Source organism: Sphingomonas lacusdianchii, from assembly GCF_022664395.1.
Lineage (GTDB): Bacteria > Pseudomonadota > Alphaproteobacteria > Sphingomonadales > Sphingomonadaceae > Sphingomonas > Sphingomonas lacusdianchii.
This window is the reverse complement of sequence record NZ_JAKRET010000006.1, coordinates 45,513-58,145: the sequence shown is the minus strand read 5'-3', so window position 1 is coordinate 58,145 and position 12,633 is coordinate 45,513. Positions and strand designations below refer to the sequence as shown.

Annotated in this window: 15 protein-coding genes; 2 read left to right on the top strand and 13 right to left on the bottom strand. The window is 67.3% G+C overall.

The genetic code is table 11. The features are described from left to right. Positions 1-38: 38 nt before the first annotated feature. Positions 39-419 carry a hypothetical protein gene (locus MF607_RS09850; protein WP_056459369.1) on the bottom strand — a complete coding sequence of 127 codons (381 nt, stop codon included), beginning with the start codon at positions 417-419 and terminating at the stop codon, positions 39-41. Then, positions 412-1,110: an EI24 domain-containing protein gene (locus MF607_RS09845; RefSeq protein ID WP_242118089.1), complete on the bottom strand. Its 699-nt coding sequence runs from the start codon at positions 1,108-1,110 to the stop codon at positions 412-414. Before MF607_RS09845 ends, MF607_RS09850 begins: the two co-directional genes overlap by 8 nt. A 125-nt stretch (positions 1,111-1,235) precedes the next feature. Between MF607_RS09845 and MF607_RS09840 the strand changes: the two genes are divergently transcribed. Continuing rightward, positions 1,236-2,234 carry an adenosine kinase gene (locus MF607_RS09840; protein WP_242118087.1) on the top strand — a complete coding sequence of 333 codons (999 nt, stop codon included), beginning with the start codon at positions 1,236-1,238 and terminating at the stop codon, positions 2,232-2,234. Between the two features lie 80 nt (positions 2,235-2,314). Here MF607_RS09840 and MF607_RS09835 read toward each other — a convergent pair whose 3' ends face one another. The 4 genes from MF607_RS09835 to MF607_RS09820 form a co-directional block, all read right to left on the bottom strand. Further along, positions 2,315-3,859 (bottom strand): amino acid permease, encoded by a 1,545-nt coding sequence (locus MF607_RS09835; RefSeq protein ID WP_242118085.1) that lies wholly within the window; start codon positions 3,857-3,859, stop codon positions 2,315-2,317. Between the two features lie 107 nt (positions 3,860-3,966). Beyond that, positions 3,967-4,344 carry a histidine triad nucleotide-binding protein gene (locus MF607_RS09830; RefSeq protein WP_242118082.1) on the bottom strand — a complete coding sequence of 126 codons (378 nt, stop codon included), beginning with the start codon at positions 4,342-4,344 and terminating at the stop codon, positions 3,967-3,969. 4 nt (positions 4,345-4,348) lie between these two features. Next, a complete protein-coding gene (locus MF607_RS09825) occupies positions 4,349-4,666 on the bottom strand; it encodes a phosphoribosyl-ATP diphosphatase (protein ID WP_242118081.1) in 318 nt (105 codons plus the stop codon). A gap of 1 nt (position 4,667) precedes the next feature. Then, positions 4,668-4,814, bottom strand: a complete 147-nt coding sequence (locus MF607_RS09820) for a hypothetical protein (RefSeq protein WP_242118080.1) — start codon at positions 4,812-4,814, stop codon at positions 4,668-4,670. Positions 4,815-4,970: 156 nt separating this feature from the next. Here MF607_RS09820 and MF607_RS09815 point away from each other — a divergent pair, with 156 nt between their 5' ends. Continuing rightward, complete coding sequence (locus tag MF607_RS09815) at positions 4,971-5,732, top strand: peptidase (protein WP_242118079.1); 762 nt, start codon at positions 4,971-4,973, stop codon at positions 5,730-5,732. Positions 5,733-5,904: 172 nt separating this feature from the next. Here MF607_RS09815 and MF607_RS09810 read toward each other — a convergent pair whose 3' ends face one another. The 7 genes from MF607_RS09810 to pth form a co-directional block, all read right to left on the bottom strand. Continuing rightward, positions 5,905-6,363 (bottom strand): MaoC family dehydratase, encoded by a 459-nt coding sequence (locus MF607_RS09810; RefSeq protein ID WP_242118078.1) that lies wholly within the window; start codon positions 6,361-6,363, stop codon positions 5,905-5,907. A gap of 39 nt (positions 6,364-6,402) precedes the next feature. After that, positions 6,403-7,665 carry an alkaline phosphatase family protein gene (locus MF607_RS09805; protein WP_242118076.1) on the bottom strand — a complete coding sequence of 421 codons (1,263 nt, stop codon included), beginning with the start codon at positions 7,663-7,665 and terminating at the stop codon, positions 6,403-6,405. Between the two features lie 45 nt (positions 7,666-7,710). Continuing rightward, complete coding sequence (gene ychF / locus MF607_RS09800; RefSeq protein WP_242118073.1) at positions 7,711-8,811, bottom strand: redox-regulated ATPase YchF; 1,101 nt, start codon at positions 8,809-8,811, stop codon at positions 7,711-7,713. Between the two features lie 65 nt (positions 8,812-8,876). Further along, positions 8,877-9,461: a TIGR02466 family protein gene (locus MF607_RS09795; RefSeq protein WP_242118070.1), complete on the bottom strand. Its 585-nt coding sequence runs from the start codon at positions 9,459-9,461 to the stop codon at positions 8,877-8,879. Positions 9,462-9,499: 38 nt separating this feature from the next. Beyond that, complete coding sequence (locus tag MF607_RS09790; protein ID WP_242118068.1) at positions 9,500-10,411, bottom strand: CE1 family esterase; 912 nt, start codon at positions 10,409-10,411, stop codon at positions 9,500-9,502. 216 nt (positions 10,412-10,627) lie between these two features. Further along, on the bottom strand, positions 10,628-11,497 hold the full coding sequence (locus tag MF607_RS09785; protein WP_242118065.1) for an AraC family transcriptional regulator: 870 nt from the start codon (positions 11,495-11,497) through the stop codon (positions 10,628-10,630). Between the two features lie 367 nt (positions 11,498-11,864). Beyond that, positions 11,865-12,431: an aminoacyl-tRNA hydrolase gene (gene pth / locus MF607_RS09780; RefSeq protein ID WP_242118063.1), complete on the bottom strand. Its 567-nt coding sequence runs from the start codon at positions 12,429-12,431 to the stop codon at positions 11,865-11,867. Positions 12,432-12,633: the final 202 nt, after the last annotated feature.

Below are 12,633 nucleotides of genomic sequence, written 5' to 3'. Positions count from 1 at the left end.
GCCGGCGGGCGCCGGCGCGGGAAAGGTTGGCAGGATGGTCAGCGGCCGCCCTCGCGACGGGTCAGCGCGGCGACGCAGCTCGCCCGGTCGATCGGCGCGCCGTTGCGCTGGCGCGAATCGATATGGCGGACCACCGGCACGCCCCCGTCCTGCGGCGGGTAGAGATAGGCGTCGAGCACGCAGATGTTCGATCCGAATTGCAGCTTGCGGCCTGCCCCTTCGGTCAGGTCGAGCTGCGGCTGGCCGAACAGGCCGGTCAGCGCATTGGCGTTCTGCCCTAGCACGCGTTCGAGGCCGACGGTGCCATAGGTCGGTCTGGGCGGGACGGGCAGGGCGTTCTGGCGGACGACCGGCGCGGTCGACCCGGCACAGGCCGACAGGGTCAGCCCTGCGGCGACCGCGATGAAACCGCTACGCATGTCCGTCCCCCCTTGGGCGCCGCCGGTGAAACCGATGCGTCGCCATCGCCGCGCCGATCAGGGGCGCAACGAAATTCACAAACGGCACAAGCAGCAATCCGGTTCCGGCCAGCCCCAGCACGAAGCGCCGCCCGCCCGTGGCGGACCGTTCGGCGCGCATCGCGGATGGCGGCAGGTGCCGGGCGGCGACCATGTCGAACAGGTCGCGACCCAATAGCCAGCCATTGACGACGAAGAACACCGCCGCCGTCCCAATCCCGGTCGCCAGCAGCACGAGATAGAGCGGCAGGAAGAACAGATTGACCGCCAGCGCGCGCAGCGCCGACGTCGCGCTCATGCGCAACGACCGGCCGAGCGGTACCGGCCGTGCGGTGGCGAGGGCGGCGGGATAATGTTTCGCCTCGACCGCTTCGACCACTTCGTCGGCGAACAGGCCGATGACCGCGATCGCCACGATGCGGAACAACAGCCACGCGATTCCGATCGCGGCGATCGCCGCCGCCACCGCCGCCAGCGTACCGGCATCGTCGCCCAGCAGCAGGAAGTCGGCGGTCAGCCAGTGCGCTGCCCATGCCAGCACCGCCGCCAATGCGGCGAGGAGCACAAGGGTCAGCGTCAGCGACTTGGCCAGCACGCGCAGGAACGCGCGGTCGCCGAGTTGGCCTACGGACAGAAGAAAGCTCTCGATCATCGTCCGGGACGATGCGGGGCGCGCCGCCCGCCGTCAACGCCTTGCCTGCCCCCGCGCCGCTGGCTAACGCCGCTGGCAACGTCCGCGCCTATGCTGGCGGCGGATCGCTTGTTCGGAGACCTTATTTGACCCAACCCACGCTCGACGTCGTCGCGATCGGCAACGCCATCGTCGATATTCTCGCGCAGTCCGACGACGCCTTCCTGGCCAGCCAGGGCATGACCAAGGGGTCGATGCAGCTCGTCTTTTCTCCCGCCGATGCCGATGCGCTCTATGCGAAAATGGGTCCGGGCCGCGAAGTGTCGGGCGGGTCGGCGGCGAACACCGTCGCGGGCATCGCGGCGCTGGGCGGCAAGACCGGCTTTATCGGGCAGGTCGCCGATGATCAGCTGGGCGCGGTGTTCGCGCACGACATCCGCGCGGCGGGCGTCCGCTTCGACACGGCGGCACGCGCCGGCGAGCCGACCACCGCGCGCTGCCTGATCTTCGTCACGCCCGATGGGCAGCGGACGATGAACACCTTTCTCGGCGCGTCGCAATTCCTGCCCGAAGCCGCGCTCGACGCCGAACTGATCGCCAGCGGCGCGATCCTGTATCTCGAAGGCTATTTGTGGGATCCGGAGGAGCCGCGCGCCGCGATGCGTGCCGGCATCCGCATCGCCCGCGATGCGGGGCGCAAGGTCGCCTTCACCCTGTCGGACACCTTCTGCATTTCGCGCCACGGCGACGACTTCCGCGCGCTGATCGCCGAGGGGCAGGTGGACATCCTCTTCGCCAACGAGAGCGAGTTGCTGGCGCTGGCTATGCAGGAGGATTTTGACGCGGCGGTCGATCAGGTCAGCGCGCAGGTGCCGGTGTTGGTCGTGACCCGCGGCGAACATGGTGCGATCGCGGTGACCGGGGGTCAGCGCACCAGCGTTCCCGCCCAGCCGATCGAACGTGTCGTCGACACGACCGGCGCGGGCGACCTGTTCGCCGCCGGCTTTCTGCACGGCCAGTCGCATGGCTATGACATCGAACGCTCGCTGAAGCTCGGCGCGCTGTGTGCGGCCGAGATCATCTCGCACTATGGCGCGCGGCCCGAAGTCGACCTGACCAAGCTGATGGTCGAAAAGCTCGGCTGAACGCCGCGAACCCCTACACAATGAAAAGGGGGGAGGCCGACTGGTTCGGCCTCCCCCCTCTTTGTTTGCATCCGGTTCGATCAGTGCGAACCGGGCGTGCTGCGATGATCGTCCATTTCCGCGACCTCGACGATCCCGCGACCCAGATGGCTGCGGCGATAGCCATAGACGAAATAGATGATTAGACCGATCGCGCCCCATACCGGCAGCACCAGCTTGGCGTCTGGCGGCAGTGCCAGGAACAGGCCGACGCACCCGATCATCGTCGCTGGTGCGACCAGCCAAACGGCGGGGGTGCGGAACGGGCGATGGCGATGCGGATCGCGCTTGCGCAGCACCAGCACGCCGACCGCGACCATGAAGAAGGCGAACAACGTGCCCGCATTGGCAATGTCGGCCAGCTTGCCCACTGGCAGGAACGCCGCAGCGAAGGTCACGCCGATACCGGTGATCGCGGTGATGACGTGCGGCGTCTTCCACTTGGGGTGGATCGCCGACAGCTTCTCGGGCAGCAGGCCGTCACGCGACATGGTGAAGAAGATGCGGGTCTGGCCGAACAGCATCACGAGGATGACCGACGGCAGCGCGAGGAAGGCAGCGAGGCCGATCAGGTTGCCGATGTTCAGATAGCCGATCTCGCGCAGGACGTGCGCCAACGCTTCCTTCGAACAGGCCAGTGGTTCGCTGCCCATGCCGGCCAGTTCGGTGCAGCGTGCGCCGAGTGCCGTCGAACCGGGGGCCAGCCATTCGCCAAGCGCCGATGTCACCGGCTGCGACCCGAGCGGCGAACCGATCGCGCCCGCCGCTACCAGCATGTAGAACAGGGTGCAGATGCCGAGGCTGCCGATAAGGCCCAGCGGTACGTTGCGTTGCGGGTTCTTGGTCTCCTCCGCTGCGGTCGAAACCGCGTCGAAGCCGACATAGGCGAAGAAGATTGACGCCGCTGCACCGACAATGCCCTGCCCTTCGCTGCCGACCCAGCCATTGGGGGCGAAGGGTTCGAAATTCTCCATCCGCATGACCGGCAGCGCAAGGATGATGAACGCGGTCAGTGCCGTCACCTTGATCGCGACAAGCACCGCATTGACCTTCGCGCTCTCGCTGGTGCCGAGCATCAACAGCCCGGTGATGAGCAGCGCGATGGCAACGGCGGGCAGGTTGATGAAGCCGCCGGGCACGTACGGCCCGGTAATCAGCGCAGTCGGCAGCGTTATGCCGAACCATCCCTGCAACTGCCCGACGAAATAGCCGGACCAGCCGACCGACACCGCCGATGCGGCGACGGCATATTCGAGGACCAGCGCCCAGCCGACCATCCATGCCAGCAGTTCGCCGAGCACCGCATAGGTGTAGGTATAGGCCGATCCCGACACCGGGACCATCGATGCGAATTCGGAATAGCACAGCGCCGCGACCGCGCAGACGACTGCGGCGATGATGAACGAGACCATCATGCCCGGTCCCGCCTTTTGCGCGGCTTCGGACGTCAGCACGAAGATGCCGGTGCCGATAATGGCACCGACGCCGAGCATGGTCAGCTGAAACGCACCAAGGGTGCGGGTTAGCGATTTCTTTTCAGCGGTCGCGAGAATCGCGTCCAGTGGCTTGATACGGCCGAAAATCATGCAGGCCCCCCAAACACGGCGCCTTCTACCGAGGGCCGCGGATTACAAAGGCGTAAACCTACCCGCAAATCCGGCCCGTGCAATTCCTTTCGTGCAACAAAGCTGTCCTATCGTGAAGGCATCGGTCCGAGCGGCGCTCCGCCGAACAGGTGGACGTGCAGGTGCGGGACCTCCTGTCCGCCGTGCCCGCCGATGTTCGCCAGCAGGCGATAGCCGGGTTCGACCAGACCGTTGTCGCGCGCGATCCGTCCGACCGCACGCACGAAACCGGCGATTTCGACGTCGCTGCCGTGCGCGGAAAAATCGTCCCACGAGACATAGGCACCCTTGGGAATGACGAGGATATGGACCGGTGCCTGCGGGGCGATGTCGTGGAAGGCGAGGGCGAATTCGTCCTCATAGACCCGCTTGGCCGGAATCTCGCCGCGCAGGATCCGGGCGAAGATATTGTCGGGGTCGTAAGCCTGGGTGGCGTCGATCGGCATCAAATCACTCCTTGGGGCGGGCGGCCTTCTCGGCGATGCCGGAGCGGCCTTCGCGGGCGGTCAGTTCGGCGCGGACGTCGTCCAGCGTGATGCCGCGATCGGCGAGCAGCACGGTCAGGTGAAACATCAGGTCGGCTGCTTCGCCGATCAGACCGCTGCGGTCGTCCTGGCAAGCGGCGATGACGCATTCGACCGCTTCCTCGCCGACCTTCTGCGCGATCTTGGCCGTGCCGCGGGCGTGAAGCTTCGCGACATAGGATGAGGCGGGGTCGCCGCCGATGCGGCTGGCGATTACCGATTCGAGCCGGTCGAACGCGTCCATGTCAGTCCTTGCGCTTACGGTTGCGGATCGCGCGCCGTGCCAGCACCACCATGAACACGAACGCGGCGAAGGTCGCGACGTCGGACAGGGCAAAGCCTTCGCGGGGAGGAGCGACACCCGAATGGGCGGCGAGGGCGGCGGTCGGCATGGCGATGCTCTAGGCGGTTTGCCGGTCGCCGGGCAAGCACCGTACCGGGCGGAGCCTGACAGGAACCGCTGGCAACGCGCGATCGTTTTGTTCCATCATCCATCATCGGGCACTGCGACGTCGTCGCGTCGTTCAGCGACCCGCAGGAGCAATCGCATGTTCTATCGGCTGCGCGCGATCGTGCTGGCACTGGCGGCGGGGGCGGGCGTATCGGCCTGCGCCTATGGCGATTTCGGCTATGGCGGCGTGGGGGTCGGCGTCGGGTCGGGCTATTATGGCGGGGGCGGCTATGGCGGCTATGGCGGCTATTACGACCCGTACACCACCGGCTTCGGCGACCCCTATTGGGGATGGTTCGGCGACTATTATTATCCGGGTACCGGCTATTACGTCTATGACCGCTATCGTCGGCCGTTCCGCTGGAACGATCGCCAGCGTTATTACTGGCAGCAGCGGCGCGGCCAGTGGCGCGGCGGATGGGGCGACAACCGGCCGCGCTGGGACGGATGGGACCGGCCGGGATTCGACCGGCGTCCGGGTTTCGAGAATGTGCCGCGCGGCTCCAGCCAGTCGCCACTGCCCGGGCGTCCGGGTGGCTGGCGCGGGCGGAGCGATGCCCTGCCGGGTAACCCGCCGCGCCAGGGGTTCGAACGGCGCGGCTTCCAATATGTCCCCCGCGGCTCGACCCAGTCGCCCGTTCCGGGCCAGGCCGACGCTGCACCGGGCAGTGCGACGCGTCCGGGGTTCGAGCGGCGACGCGGGTTCGAAAATGTCCCGCGCGGGTCGAGCCAGTCGCCGCGACAGGGGGCAGGGGCGGTGCGGGGCTTCGATCGGCCGGAAGGGGTTCGGCCGGGCGGTGGCCGGTTCCGTGGTGCGGAAGGACGCGGACCAGGTCGGGGCGGACGACGCCCGGATTGAGGCGGCTGTCGCAGGAATCCGAAAGGCCCGTGACCTGGACGAACGGCGAACCTTCCTTGATATCGGAACCGGGTCCAGCCCCTTGCCGTGACTCGGCGAAGGCGGTCGAGAGGCTTCGGCGATAGCGTGGTGGTGGCAGCGCCTGCGGTTTCGGCCCGGCTGGCCGGCGATCCTAACCGGCGTCCTTACCGGACCGGGTCGCGATCAGCGCCTGCGAAATGAACGTCAGCACGACCTGATCGTCCTGATTGCGCACCGTCACCTGGCTCGCGACGCTGCCCATTTCGGGACGGCTGGTCGAAGGTCGCACCGACAGCACTTCGGTTTCGCACGACAGCGTGTCGCCCGGATAAACCGGTCGCCGCCAGCGCAGTTCGTCGATCCCTGCCGCTCCCAGGCTGGCGATGGGGTGCGCGGTCCAATGCTCGACCAGCATCGCCATCGTCATCGCACAGCTATGCCAGCCGCTCGCCGCCAATCGCCCGAAATGGGTCCGCGCGGCGGCGTCGTCGGACAGGTGGAAGGGCTGCGGATCATATTGCCGGGCGAAATCGATCACCGCGTCGCGATCGACCGGGTAGGAGCCGAAACGGGCGGTGTCGCCGACCGCGATGTCCTCGAAATAGCGCATCGCGCGGATTTCAGGCCGAAACCGGCCCGCTGGCAAGCGTTATCGCAACGCACGTCCCGCCATACCGTCATCGCCGTCAAGCGACGGGTCTGCGGGCAGGCCGAGCATGCGGCGCAACAGGGGGTGAATGGCAATGTTGCGGAATGGTGGCAGCGTCACACCCGAGCGAAAGGCAGGGCCGCCCGCGACGAACAGCGCCTGCATGTCGGGCGCGGCGTTGTCATAGCCGTGCGCCCCGCCGGTGACCGGGCGGGTCGGAGCGGTCGGTGCGATCATCCAGCCAATCTCCGCAAGGCACAGGAAGGACGGCGCGCGCGGGTTGGTGCCGTAGCGGAGCCGCGCCGGGACCTGCGCCTTGGGCCAGCATTGCATGTGCTGTTGCGGCTCGGCGAGGGCGGCGGCGAGTGCGGCTTGCTGCCCCGGCATCGGCTCGACCGCGGCATAGGGGCCGGTTTCGATCAGGCGGTAGCTGCCGGCGGGCGCGATGCGGTCGAACGGAATGACCCGGTCGGTGGCGATCGCGGCCATGCCATGGTCGGCGACGACGACGAGGTTGGCGGGCTGACCCAGCGCCGACAGGTCGCGCTGCAACCGGCCGATTGCGGCATCGACGCGGGTCATCGCCGCCAGCGTCTCGGGCGCGCCGGGGCCATGGTCATGGCCGGCGACGTCGACATCGTCGAAATAGACGGTGACGAAGCGCGGGCGGGTCGCCGCCGGGCGCCGCAGCCAGTCGATAACGCCGTCGACGCGCTGTTCGGCGGTGATCGCCTGATTGAATGCCTGCCAGTCCGATGCGTGACGTCCGCCGGCATAGACGCCGTGATCGGCCTTCCCGGTGCCGCCCCACGCGACCTCGCTGCCCGGCCAGAACAGCGTCGCGCTACGCACCCCGCCTTCCTCGGCAGCGAGCCAGATTGGCTTGGCGGTGTTCCACCAGAAAGGGTCGTCGCTGTCCATGGTGAAGGTTTCACCGGGGCGAGCGGCGTCCTCCATCCTGTTGCCGACGATGCCCGACTTGTCGGGGCGGACGCCGGTAGCGATCGTCCAGAAATTCGGGAAGGTCTTGGTCGGGAAACTCGGCTGCATCGACGCCGACACGCCGTCCGCCGCCAGCCGCGACAAGTTGGGCGCGATGGCGGGTGACAGATAGTCGGGACGGGCGCCGTCGACGCCGATCAGGATCGTGACCGGCGCCTTTGCCTCGGTGACCGCCGCGGCCGGCGGTGGGGCGACCGCCTCGCTATGGACGACGCAGCCCGACAGGCCGGCCAAGGCGACGAACAGGGTCGGGATACGCATGTCTAGCTCCCTATCGCCGGCGCGTGACGGGAATGCGGAGGGCGATCAGACGTTGAAACGGAACAGCATCACGTCGCCGTCCTGCACGACATATTCCTTGCCCTCGGCGCGCAGCTTGCCGGCATCGCGGGCGCCGCTTTCGCCCTTGCAGGCGATATAGTCGGCGAAGGCGATGGTCTCGGCGCGGATGAAGCCGCGTTCGAAATCGCTGTGGATCTCGCCCGCCGCCTGCGGTGCCTTGGCCCCGACCGACACGGTCCAGGCGCGGGCTTCCTTCGGGCCAACCGTGAAGAAGGTGAGCAGGTGGAGCAGCGAATAGCCGGCGCGGATGACGCGGGCGAGGCCGGTTTCCTCGAGGCCGAGGTCGGACAGGAATTCGGCGCGGTCGGCGGGGTCCATCGTCGCGATATCGGCCTCGATCGCGGCAGAGACGACGACCGCCTCGGCCCCTTCCGCCTTGGCCTTGGCAAAGACCTTGGCCGACAGTTCGTTGCCCTCGGCAGCGTCTTCCTCGTTGACGTTGCAGACGTAGAGGACCGGCTTGGCGGTCAGCAACTGTGCCTGCGCGAACAGCCGCTCCTCTTCCTCGTCCTTGATTTCGGTCAGGCGGGCGGGCTTGCCTTCGCGCAGCAGGTCGAGCGCACGGCCGAGCACGGCGGCGGCGACCTTCGCTTCCTTGTCGCCCTGCTGCCCCTTCTTGGCGAGGTTGGGGACGCGCTTTTCGAGGCTTTCGAGGTCGGAGAGCATCAGCTCGGTCTCGACCGTATCGGCGTCGGCGATCGGATCGACCCGGTCGTCGACATGCTGGATATCATCGTTTTCGAAACACCGCAGCACATGCACGATCGCATCGACCTCGCGGATATTGCCGAGGAACTGGTTGCCCAACCCTTCACCCTTCGACGCGCCACGGACCAGCCCGGCAATATCGACGAAGGCGAGCTGCGTTTCGATCTTCTTGGCCGATCCGGCGATCTCGGCCAGCTGGTCGAGGCGCGGGTCGGGGACCGCGACGTTGCCGACATTCGGTTCGATCGTGCAGAAGGGATAATTGGCCGCCTGCGCCGCCTGTGTCTGCGTCAATGCGTTGAACAGGGTGGACTTGCCGACATTCGGCAGGCCGACGATACCGCAGCGAAAACCCACTTGGCGCAATCCCGGTGATGATGGAAAGTCCGCCCCTTAGCGGCTGCGGCCGGGCTTTGCAAAAGCTACCAGCGATAGTTGAAGCTTACGCTGATCCGTTCGCCCTTGCCGGCGTGCGGCATGACCTCGTGCCGCAGCCAGCTTTCCCACAGCAGCAGCGTGCCGGGCCGGGGCGCGACCGTTTCGAACGTGCCGGGGCGGGTGGGGGCGGCCATCAGCATCGGCAGGCGCGGGTCCTCGAACCGGATGCCGCCCGCGCCGTCGGGCACCGCGACATAGACGGTGCCCGACACCACGCTGTGCGGGTGGAGATGCCCCGAATGGCCGCCGCCGGGCTTGAGCAGGTTGACCCACAGGCTGTCGAGCTTGAGCTTGCGTCCACCCAGTTCCATGCCGCAGGCGGCGGCGAACTTCGCGACATGGCGGTCGAGCACGCGCTTCAGATCGGCGAAGACCGGGTCGCGCAAGGGCAGATCGTTCAAGGAGGCGTAGGAGGTATAGCCGCGATAGCCATGCTCCTTCGACCAGCGGCGGCCGGCCAGGTCTTCTTCCGCTAGCGCGCGGACCGAGGCGTCGAGATCGGCGACCAGCGCTTCGTCGCCAAGGGCGGCTTCGTAGAGCTGGGTCGGGAAAAGGGTGCGGACGGTCATGGTGGCGGCTTGGCCGATCGGGCGCGCTTTGGGAAGGGTCAGCGGCGATGCCGCGACAGGAACGCCCAGAGCGCGTCGTTGTCGACGACCCAGCTATGCCCGCCGCCGACGGTCACCCGCCCTACCACGTCCGCGCCGTTCCTGCAGGCGGTGTAGCGTTCCTCATAGACCTTTGCCGCGACCCAGCGGGTTATGGGAGCGGCGGTGCAGCGGTTGAGCGCGGCCCAGCGCTGTTCGGCGGCGTGCATGGTGTAGGACCAGTATTTCGCGCCGCCGCCCTGGATCGGGTTGGTGGTGTCGGCGTCGCCGGCAAAGGCAATGACCGGCACGGGGCGCGAGGGGCGGCAGCTAGCCGGATCGGGACGGCTAGGGTCGCTGGCCAGCGGATTGCCGGCGCGCAGCCCGACGACCGGGGCGATGGCAGCGAAGCGGTCGGCGGCGACGCAGCCGAGCCACGACGTCATCCGCCCGCCGCCAGACAGGCCGGTGGCATAGACCCGGCTGGGATCGATGCAGCCGGCGCTTGCAAGCTGGTCGATCAGGGCGCCGATGAAGGCGACATCGTCGGGGGCATCGGGGCCGGGGATGGTGCCGGCGACGGTCGGCACGCCGGGAATGTTCCAGACGAAGCCCTTGTCATGCGGGATGCCGGCATCGGGGGCGGCGATGACGAAGCCGTGCTGGTCCGAAGCCGTGGCGAGATTCGAGTCGCGCAGCATCGCCGCGCCGGTGCCGCCGCTGCCGTGGAGGAGGATGACCAGCGGGGCGGGGCGTGCCGGATCGAAGCTCCGTGGCAGGTGCAGCAGCGCCGAGCGCGTGCCGCCCCCGATCGGGATCGTCTGTGTCGTTCCCGATGGACCGGCGACGCAGCGCGGCGCCGCCTGCGCAACGGTGCCGGTCAGCAGCAGGAACAAGAATGCGAGCCATTGCAACGGTTTGGGCATGGTCATTCTCTTACCGGACCGGCCGGCGACGGGGCAAGTCGGGCCCAAAGTTCACGAAGTTCACACTCGTACCATGTTTGTCGCCTTTCTATTCCATCTCCTCCGGACGACAGTGACGGGATGGGCGAAGAGACTGGCGACCGGAAAGCATGACGACCGCACTGTGTGTAGGAAAGCGGTTTCGCCGGCATCGGTGCGGTCGCTCCTGCGACCCTGCGCGTGCTAGCGTAACGGGAGGAACAGGTCGGTGATCGCTTCGGCCTCCGGCACGTCGGGGAAGAAGCTGATACGCTGGCAGAATAAAGGGAAGTCGCGCAGTTCCTCTCCGCTGTCCGGCAGCCAGTCTCGGTAGAGGTGGAGGGCGGCGGCCTCCAGATCGTCGCTGCGCTCGGTCACGCGCAGCACTGCGCAGCGACCGCCGGGGATGACCGACCGGGTCACGCCGTCGCCTTCGGGAAAGGTGCGATCAGTGCCGACGCACAGGTCGATGCGGACTGGCCCCGCCGCCGGGTCGGCGGGATCGCTGTGGAAGATATTGAAGGTTGGGCTGTCGGCGGGCGACAGGCGGTTGGCGCGACGCCAGACGATGAAGCGGCGGATGGTGTCGCCGATCGCCGCCATGTCGCCGTCATGCGGCATGACTGCGATCGGGGTGGCGGGGAAGGCGCGGACGGTGACGGAGGCGAAATGCTGCATCGTTCGGTTCCTCAGATCGTTGAGCGGCAGGAGCGCCGCGCGCCATGGCGCCCAGTCGGGCGCGGAACGGAAATCGGATGGAGACTGGCCGAAGCGCTTGCGGAAGGCGCGGGCAAAGGCGTCGGGCGCGTCATAGCCCGCGTCGATCGCGACGTCGGTGATCCGGTCGGCATCGCGATACACGAGTCGATACGAAGCGCGCTTCAACCGGGCGAGTTGGACATAGCGATGCACCGACAGGCCGAAGCACGCGGTGAATTGCCGGTGGAAATGATATTTGGAGAAGGCCGCGACCGCGCTGACGGTCGCAAGGTCGAGTTCGTCGTCGAGATGCCGGTCGATATGGTCGAGCGCGCGGCGCATGCGGTCGTGATAGTTTCGCTGTGCCGGCGTCATGTCCGTTCCTTGTGTGGCACTTGTGTATGCGCACGGGAAGGGTGGGGGTGCTCGACCGATCTTGCGGAAGTGGGTGCTCCCGGTGTCGCTCGTCGCTCCCGCGAAGGCGAGACCTTTGCGAATGTCGCTTGGTCGCCCGAACAATGCCGTACCCCGGCGAAGGCCGAGTTCCAGTTGGGAAGGCTTTTCCGTACCTTACCGACGTCCCCCAACTGGGCCCCGGCCTTCGCCGGGGTAGGAGGAGGAACTTTTGCAGAGGTCTCGCGAAGGCGGGCGTCTATAGACGCTGGCGTCGGCGATGACGCCGCGGCGTTGGCGTAAATGGATTCCCGCCTTCGCGGGAGTGACGAGGCGGCGGCAGCGCCCCTCACCCCATCCGCCGTGCGACCTCGTTCATGAAGCGGACGTCGTCGCCCGCCGCCAGCCATGGCGCCTCGGCAGCGACCGCGCCGAGCAGGTCGGTCAGGTCGTCCAGTTCGGCCTTGGCGAAATTGCCGAGAACATAGGGGCTGACCCGGTCCTTGTGCCCCGGATGGCCGATGCCGAGGCGGATGCGGCGGAAGTCGGGGCCGATATGCGCGTCGGTCGAGCGCAGGCCGTTATGCCCGGCATGGCCGCCGCCGGTCTTCACCTTCAGCTTGAACGGCGCGAGGTCGAGTTCGTCGTGGAAGACGGTGACGTCGGCGGGCGTCAGCTTGTAGAAGCGCATCGCTTCGCCGACCGAACGGCCGCTCTCGTTCATGTAGGTGCCGGGTTTCAGCAGCAGGATCTTCTGCGTGCCGATGCGCCCTTCCTGTATCCAGCCCTGGAAGGCGCGTTTCGGCGCGGCGAAGCCGTGGACCTCGGCAATGGCGTCGACAGCCATGAAGCCGATATTGTGGCGGTGCATCGCATATTGCGGGCCGGGATTGCCGAGGCCGGTCCAGAGTTGCATCGCTTGGGTCCTTCGGGATTGGTGGTGTCGGCGCTATAAAAGTCATTCGGGCGTAGGCGAGACCTCTGCGAAAGTCGCTCGATCGCCTGAAATTTGCCGTACCCCGGCGAAGGCCGGGGTCCAGTTGGGAAGGCTTTTCCATACCTTGCCGACGTCCCCCCAACTGGGCCCCGACCTTCGCCGGGGCACAAGAAGGGACTTT

Coding starts and splice junctions, on each gene's coding strand:
- MF607_RS09835 (WP_242118085.1), bottom strand. CDS start 3,859: ATGATTTTCGGCCGTATCAAGCCACTGGACGCGATTCTCGCGACCGCT.
- pth (WP_242118063.1), bottom strand. CDS start 12,431: ATGCAACTCTGGACCGGCCTCGGCAATCCCGGCCCGCAATATGCGATG.
- MF607_RS09830 (WP_242118082.1), bottom strand. CDS start 4,344: ATGCCGATCGACGCCACCCAGGCTTACGACCCCGACAATATCTTCGCC.
- MF607_RS09850 (WP_056459369.1), bottom strand. CDS start 419: ATGCGTAGCGGTTTCATCGCGGTCGCCGCAGGGCTGACCCTGTCGGCC.
- MF607_RS09845 (WP_242118089.1), bottom strand. CDS start 1,110: ATGATCGAGAGCTTTCTTCTGTCCGTAGGCCAACTCGGCGACCGCGCG.
- MF607_RS09795 (WP_242118070.1), bottom strand. CDS start 9,461: ATGACCGTCCGCACCCTTTTCCCGACCCAGCTCTACGAAGCCGCCCTT.
- MF607_RS09810 (WP_242118078.1), bottom strand. CDS start 6,363: ATGCGCTATTTCGAGGACATCGCGGTCGGCGACACCGCCCGTTTCGGC.
- MF607_RS09815 (WP_242118079.1), top strand. CDS start 4,971: ATGTTCTATCGGCTGCGCGCGATCGTGCTGGCACTGGCGGCGGGGGCG.
- MF607_RS09785 (WP_242118065.1), bottom strand. CDS start 11,497: ATGACGCCGGCACAGCGAAACTATCACGACCGCATGCGCCGCGCGCTC.
- MF607_RS09805 (WP_242118076.1), bottom strand. CDS start 7,665: ATGCGTATCCCGACCCTGTTCGTCGCCTTGGCCGGCCTGTCGGGCTGC.
- MF607_RS09790 (WP_242118068.1), bottom strand. CDS start 10,411: ATGACCATGCCCAAACCGTTGCAATGGCTCGCATTCTTGTTCCTGCTG.
- MF607_RS09820 (WP_242118080.1), bottom strand. CDS start 4,814: ATGCCGACCGCCGCCCTCGCCGCCCATTCGGGTGTCGCTCCTCCCCGC.
- MF607_RS09825 (WP_242118081.1), bottom strand. CDS start 4,666: ATGGACGCGTTCGACCGGCTCGAATCGGTAATCGCCAGCCGCATCGGC.